Genomic DNA, 6,797 nt, shown 5'->3' with positions numbered 1-6,797 from the left:
TGCTTCTCAAAACTCAAACAGTTCCGCAGAGTAGCCACGCGCTACGAGAAAACGGCACAAAACTACCGAGCCGTCGTCACAATCGCAGCCATCGTCCTCTGGATCAGGTAAGTGTCCACACGACCTAGAGGCTCTGGCGAATGTCCTCGGGGTAAATGTCGTCGAACTGTTTGCTCAAGTGGACACGAATTCGTCGCGCCCGCCGCCTTTGCGCTCAGGTAGAAAACCAAAGTCCTAATCAGCTATGATTCCGACCAGCCGGCACGCCAGTAGGGATTGTTGCGGTTCAGCCATGCGAGTACGCGCCCGCACTGGCAGTAACTTGCAGCCGGCACCTTTTGCAGTACTTGAGAGTGCGATAATATCTTCCGTCATCTCATGCGGAGACCCGCGATGGCGAAGCAACGCGTCGAACGGCGGCTGGCGGCCATTATGGCGACCGATGTCGTCGGCTATGCGCGTCTCATGGAAGCCGACGAAACGCGAGCAGTTCGGTCTATAAAACGGCTGCAATCCTCAGTTCTTCACCCCAATGTTGATGCCCGCGGGGGGCGGATAGTCAAGTTGATGGGCGATGGCTCCCTCGTCGTCTTCAGCTCGGCCGTGGAGGCGGTGGATTGTGCGATATCAATTCAATCGAAGCTTGAGTCCCGTCGGCAAAACCAGAGAGTTGATTTCCCGCTTGTTTTAAGGATCGGCATCAATCTCGCCGATGTGGTGATCGAAGGTGACGATGTCCTGGGAGGTGGTGTAAACGTCGCAGCCCGCCTGGAGGCGGCGGCCGAGCCCGGTGGCATATGTATTTCTGACCTCGTTCACCGTCAGCTTACCTCAGGCCGCCACTCTGAATTTGTCGACGGCGGCGAGATATCACTCAAGAACATCGCCCGTCCCCTCCATGTCTGGCATTGGGGAGACGCACCTTTAGCCCGACCATCGATAGGCTCTCTGGCCAGGCCGACATCTATTGCTGTTCTGCCGTTTGAGAATTTGGGCGGATCGCAGCACGACGAAATTTTCAGTGACGGGATGACTGAGGATGTCATATGCGGCCTTGCGCGGTTTCGTTCGCTCACCGTCATCGATGCTAGCTCGTCGTTCCGCTTTCGCGACCGGCACTCGGACCTGAATGAGATCAGCAAGAAGTTGGGCGTGACTTACCTTGTCCTGGGCAGCGTTCGCCGCGCAGGTAAGCGACTAAGAATTGCGGCCCAGCTCGTCGAAGCGGTTTCCGGAACGCAGCTGTGGTCTGAACACTACGACCGCGATGTTCAGGATCTATTCGCAGTTCAGGATCAACTAACCCGGACGATTGTCGCCACCCTTGTGGGACACATCGAGTGCGCGGATGTTCGCCAGGCACTGCGAAAACCGACAACCAGCCTGGCCGCCTACGAGTATTACCTGCGGGGTCTGGTGCATATGCGCAGCTATGAAAAGGACGACAATCAACAGGCGCTCACGATGTTCAATGCGGCACTCGAGCGAGATCCGCAGTTCGGATTGGCACTTTCCCATCTCGCGTTAGCGAAAATTGCGCTGAACGGCTACGCCAACTCACCATCCGACGTTCTTGACGAAGCGCTGGCCCTGGCACGTAGGGCGGTAACCCTCGACGAAGGCGAGAGTGGTTGCCAGCGATTGCTGGCACTCATTCACGTTAACCGACGCGAATTTGAGTTGGGTGAGCGACATTATCGTCGGGCCTATCAGATGAATCCCAACGACGCCAACACACTGGTGCAAATGGGCGGCCTACTGGCCCGACGCGGCAAACTCGATGAAGCGCTGGAATGGATCGAGGAAGGGTTCCGGCTAAATCCGTTTCCGCCGCGATGGTATAGCGCCGCCCTTGGCAACGCCCTCTATCTTGCTGGCCGCTACGCGGAAGCCGCTGCCGCGCTAGAAGAACTACCAAACCCGGGCCCATTCACATGCGCGCGCCTGGTCGCCTGCTACGCACAAGCAGGTGACCCGATCGCGACCGAAAAGGCAAAAAGCCATCTGCTAGGTCTCTGTTCCGATTTCTCGACCGACAACTTCATCAGGCGAGGGCTGCTGCTGGAGCGTCCGGAGCAACTGGATTTGTTCCGACATGGGCTCCTGAAGGCAGGCATGCCGCCGTGAACATTGGCACGCGATCAATCGCCTTTCCAACTCGCGACGCGTTTTGAAACTTAGAGGTCACTCACCCGCCAAGAACAAAAATGCGTCGAGTCCTTCACGTTTTGAACCAAGCACACTGAGCCAATTCGGAGCTGTCCATAACGGGCAAAGGGCGACAGAGAAATTTACACCGCCCCCGCCTGGAGAAAGCGGGTTCGCGCCGTTCCTTGACCTTTATCAACCAAAGACCGCTATGGCCGATTTGATGGTGATGCCGCCATCCGGGCTTCTGCGCAGTAGCGGCGCTGAACACTTGGAGTAATTGCAGCGCCGGGGGCCCCCGCGACAAAAGGGTTTCCCTGCTTTCCCGGCCATTTCGGCTTTCCCGCACAGCCTGGCCAGTAACATTTCGTGTGCCCCCCGCAAGTCGCTTGAGATGTGAGGACCGTCGCCGAACGCAGCCCCCCTCCCCGCCTCAGGCGACGGACCATCCACCGTCCACCAGCAGGTTCGCGCCGGTGATTAGGCTCGCAGCCGGTGACGCAAGGAAGACCACGGCACCCACTACATCGTCGGTTTCACCGATCCGGCCGAGTGGAATGTGACCGAGCGTCGCTTGGCGATTGTCGGGATTGGATAGGAAAGGTGCGGTGCCATCGGTGTGGATGAAGGTCGGCGATACGGTATTTACCGTGACGTTGTAGCGCGCCCACTCGGCTGCAAGGCAGCGCGTCAGGTGATTAATTGCCGCCTTGCTCATGCAATAGATCGCCTCGCCGCGCAGTGCCACTGTACCGGCCTGCGAACTGATGTTGATGATCCGGCCCTCTTTACGCTCGATCATATGCCGACCTATTGCCTGCGTCATCAGAAAGGTGCCCTTGATGTTGACATCGAGTATCTGGTCAAGGTCCTTTTCCTCAACAAGTTCCGCGAGATTGCCGGGAGCCACTCCGACATTGTTGATGAGGACGTCGATCCGACCGAACGTTGTAAGGGCCGCATCCACTGCTTGTGCGATATGGGCCTTATTGGGAATGTCCAGCTCAACCGGGAGGACTTTGCCTCCGGCGCTCTCGAGTTCGCTAACCAGGCCAGCCGACGCCGCGATGTCGCGGACTCCCAGGACGATATCGGACCCTGCTGCGGCACAGGCAATTGCGCAAGCACGACCGATGCCACGGCTCGCTCCCGTCACGAACGTCACTTTGCCGTCAAGGCTGAAATCCGGCGCATTCTTCTGCATTATGATACCTCCCTTGATAAAGCTCATTCATGGCAGCGTCGGCATGCGGATGCCAGACTGTCAACGCATGTTGCGGAGCATCCCTTGACCACGTCCGCAATGGGCCGGAAGCCGACCATAGAATCTCTGCTCTTGAAGAGAACCTAACCACGGACCCATGCTGCTCGCTCTGGGATCACTGGAGCACAGAACTGCTCCCGCAGGACCCAAAATGTAGCGGCTCCGACGAGCAGCGGGTTATGCCATCCAGCCGCTCGAGCCCTCAAGATGGTGCCACAAGACCTGCACTTGCAAATGAGAAGCGTCTGGGCACCGCCGTTAATGATTCACGCTTCTTTAATCATGAATTGTGAAAATCTGCCCATCCGGTGGGTATGATGCCGACCGTTCGTTTGGGGGTAAAGAGTGCATGCGTAAGCCGCAAGATCACACGCTGTCCTCCGGCGCCACTATACCAGAGTCCGGCTACGCCGTCTCCCGCCGCGCCGTGCTTTCGGGCCTCGGTGTCATGACCCTGCTTGGCGCCTCCGGCTGCTCTCCGACGCTCGAACTCCCATCGCTGGGACCAATCGAGCCGTCGGGTGGTATGCCGCCTGTGGGCGTTGACCACATGCCGACCGGTTCGATCCGCCCGATCCCACCGATCAGCGTCGACAGCAACATCACCAACAATAGCACGATGTATGCCTCGCTGACCGACAACGGCATCGTGATCCCGGCAATCCCATTCCAGAAGGTCAGGCCGGAATTCCGTCGTCAGATCGTTATCGATCCGACCGGCGAGGCGCCGGGCACGATCGTGGTGCGGCTCAACGAGCGGCATCTCTATTGGGTGCAGGAAGGCGGCGAAGCGATCCGTTACGGCGTCGGCATCGGCAAGGCCGGCTTCGAATGGAACGGCCGCGCGGAGATCCAGTACACCAAGGAATGGCCGACCTGGACGCCGCCCAAAGAGATGATCGCGCGCAAGCCGGAGTTGGTGAAATGGACGGGCGGTCAGCCGGGTGGCCTCGACAACCCGCTCGGCGCCCGCGCACACTATATCTACAAGGACGGCCACGACACTGGCTATCGCGTGCACGGCTCACCCGAATGGTGGACCATCGGCACTCAAGCATCTTCCGGTTGCGTGCGCATGATCAACCAGGACGTCATCGACCTCTACAACCGGGTCAAGGCGTCGCCGACCAAAGTGCCGATTGTGGTGGCGTGAAGGGCGCTTCGCGCCGAGCAAGTAGGGAATCGAGAAGAGCCACGACAGTCGCTACCAAATAAATTCAGTCGTTCGATCCTGCCGCACCCGCCTGCCCTTCTTCGGCCGGCTGATCGCAGACAACGAGGTTTTCGGGACCTCGCCCCTCACTTCCCCGCCCTCACCAGCGACCGGCCGATATGCCGCGCGCGCGGTTGCTGACATTCGTTCGGCGCTCGAAGCCGCTGGCGTCATTTTCATCGACGGCAACTACAGTGGAGATGGCGGGCCTAGCATACGCTTGGCTATTTAGTCAGAGCGCAAGAAACCGAAACATCGACGTTCCGATCGATACATTATGCGATCCAAAAGGCCCCAAAATAGATGGCCGAGCGGGAGGACTCTTGGCGCGACATGGCCAGCCGCCGAAAAAAACGGCCGTCGGATCCTCACAATCCGCCCGTCCGAACCGGGGGGCAGCAGAAGTTGACCTGCGTATCGGTAGAATGGCGATCAGTTCGGTGCAGAAGGCTGGCGCGCGCCTGATTCCTCGCCCGGCCGGATCATTGATATGCCAAGCAGGAATTGAAGTGCTGGATGCCGATGCCCTCGGCTAATCTCAATCGCACCTCGATACCTCCACTCTTGGGAAGGCGACGACGAGCGAGAGCTCGACAGGTCAGGGATTAAAGAACTCGCGGCGTAAAACAGCCTGATGCCTTACATCGGCCCCTCAGGCGGGCGGCACATCCATCGCGCGACGCTCGGGCCCGTGTGACTAAGAACGAGCCCCATGGCGAAGGCAACCTATCCTGGAGAATAGGTTTCCGCCTCAAAAGTTTTTGATATTTCCCCTGCATCACACAACGCGCGAACAACCAAAAGCACCGTTCGCGACATTGGGGGTGTCATGGGTAGTAGGACTGACAACGTCGGGCACCATGGGTGGATGCTCAATGATCCTGCGATTGTTGGCGGGATCGTGCGTAAGCAGCGTCAGTCAGCGAGCGCGCAACCATGAGCTTGCCTTGCTCGTCGGTTGAGACAATCGAGGCGCGCCGGGACGAAATGCCGGCTGCTGACCACAATCCTGCAAACGAGATGTCGCGCGTTCTCCGGACTGCGCCAATTCATCTTGCGGCAGACCCCTCCGGCGGTGCAATCGCCCACTGGAATCATGGCCCCTTGCATGACGTCGTCGAGCCCATGACCGACCACGTCATCATGGCTTACAACGGCGCGATACAGCGCATGGAACGGCGGTCAGGAAGATCGGTCGAGAGCGGAACGTTTCGTCGCGGGGTTGTGATCATCATCCCGGCTGGATCAAGCTCCCGATGGGACATTCCAAAACCGGTTGATGTCGTTCAGCTCTATCTCCCTCGCACGACACTGACACGCATTGCTGACGAAACCGATATTTTTACGCCGACCGATCTTCTGGAGCGAACGGCGCATCCGGACCTCATTACATCCCGATTGCTCCTGAGCGCAGCCGATGTCCTGGAAGGCAATGGGGCACTGGATACACTGTTCAGGCAGCAGCTGACTGATCTGTTGGCCACGCGCCTGCTGGCTGCACATACCGGCAAGGCACCGAGCTATCGGCCGGCGCTCGGCGGCCTCGCACCGAACGTGCTGCGCCGGGCAATCGAGCGATTGCGGTCGGACGCCGATGCGGACGTCTCCCTCGCCGCCCTCGCTGCCGATTCCGGGCTGTCGCGTTTTCATTTCTGTCGCGCATTCAAGGAAAGCACGGGGCTTTCGCCTCACAACTGGCTGCGTCAATATCGGCTCGAGCAGGCCATAAACATGCTGCGCGATCCTCAAAATTCGATCGCGTTGGTCGCAGCCTCCCTCGGTTATGCCTCGCAAACAGCATTCGCAGCTGCATTCCGTAAATTGACCGGTGAAACACCGACCGATTGGCGGCGCCGCCACGGCTGACCGTAATCTCCTTTCGCCTTAGCCTCAGATTCCGGAACAGTCGCGTTCCTCGCTGCCACGCCATCGGCTCGAACACGCGACGACCATGCCGCGCGATCTCGCTGGTATGGCTTTGGTCGCAACCTCGCTTGACTGCGCCTCGCAAACAGCCTTGGCCGCCCCATTTCGAAAGCTGACCGGTAAAACGCCGGGCGATGAGCGGCTGCGCATCCGCTAAACCGCAATTGCGCTGCAATCGCGCCAATCCCTCTGGCGCAGCCGCAGATCTGTTTCGCTAAACCATCCTTGCGCCCAACCAATTGATCC

The 6,797-nt window shown here is 59.0% G+C and carries 4 protein-coding genes and 3 pseudogenes; 5 read left to right on the top strand and 2 right to left on the bottom strand.

Annotation, left to right across the window (positions count from 1 at the left end; all coding sequences use genetic code 11):
- Nucleotides 1–111, top strand: a pseudogene (locus AC244_RS35255) (IS5/IS1182 family transposase); the annotation flags it as partial.
- A 282-nt stretch (nt 112–393) separates the two neighbouring features.
- Nucleotides 394–2,127 (top strand): adenylate/guanylate cyclase domain-containing protein, encoded by a 1,734-nt coding sequence (locus AC244_RS14460; protein WP_053249515.1) that lies wholly within the window; start codon nt 394–396, stop codon nt 2,125–2,127.
- 216 nt (nt 2,128–2,343) lie between these two features.
- Here AC244_RS14460 and AC244_RS36420 read toward each other — a convergent pair.
- Nucleotides 2,344–2,518 (bottom strand): annotated as a pseudogene (locus AC244_RS36420) (IS1595 family transposase); the annotation flags it as partial.
- A 63-nt stretch (nt 2,519–2,581) separates the two neighbouring features.
- Nucleotides 2,582–3,352, bottom strand: coding sequence for an SDR family NAD(P)-dependent oxidoreductase (locus AC244_RS14455; RefSeq protein WP_053249514.1), 771 nt, complete (start codon nt 3,350–3,352; stop codon nt 2,582–2,584).
- Nucleotides 3,353–3,761: 409 nt separating this feature from the next.
- Here AC244_RS14455 and AC244_RS14450 point away from each other — a divergent pair, with 409 nt between their 5' ends.
- The 3 genes and pseudogenes from AC244_RS14450 to AC244_RS14445 all read left to right on the top strand — a co-directional run bounded on the left by AC244_RS14450 (nt 3,762) and on the right by AC244_RS14445 (nt 6,491).
- Nucleotides 3,762–4,565, top strand: coding sequence for a L,D-transpeptidase (locus tag AC244_RS14450; protein WP_053249513.1), 804 nt, complete (start codon nt 3,762–3,764; stop codon nt 4,563–4,565).
- A gap of 363 nt (nt 4,566–4,928) precedes the next feature.
- Nucleotides 4,929–5,250: pseudogene (locus tag AC244_RS35250) on the top strand (hypothetical protein).
- 311 nt (nt 5,251–5,561) lie between these two features.
- On the top strand, nt 5,562–6,491 hold the full coding sequence (locus AC244_RS14445) for a helix-turn-helix domain-containing protein (RefSeq protein WP_053249512.1): 930 nt from the start codon (nt 5,562–5,564) through the stop codon (nt 6,489–6,491).
- Nucleotides 6,492–6,797 lie beyond the last annotated feature (306 nt).

It is taken from the genome of Ensifer adhaerens, assembly GCF_001270265.1.
GTDB lineage: Bacteria > Pseudomonadota > Alphaproteobacteria > Rhizobiales > Rhizobiaceae > Ensifer > Ensifer adhaerens_B.
Note: the sequence above shows the minus strand (reverse complement) of the source record. Positions and strands in the feature narration are given on the sequence as shown.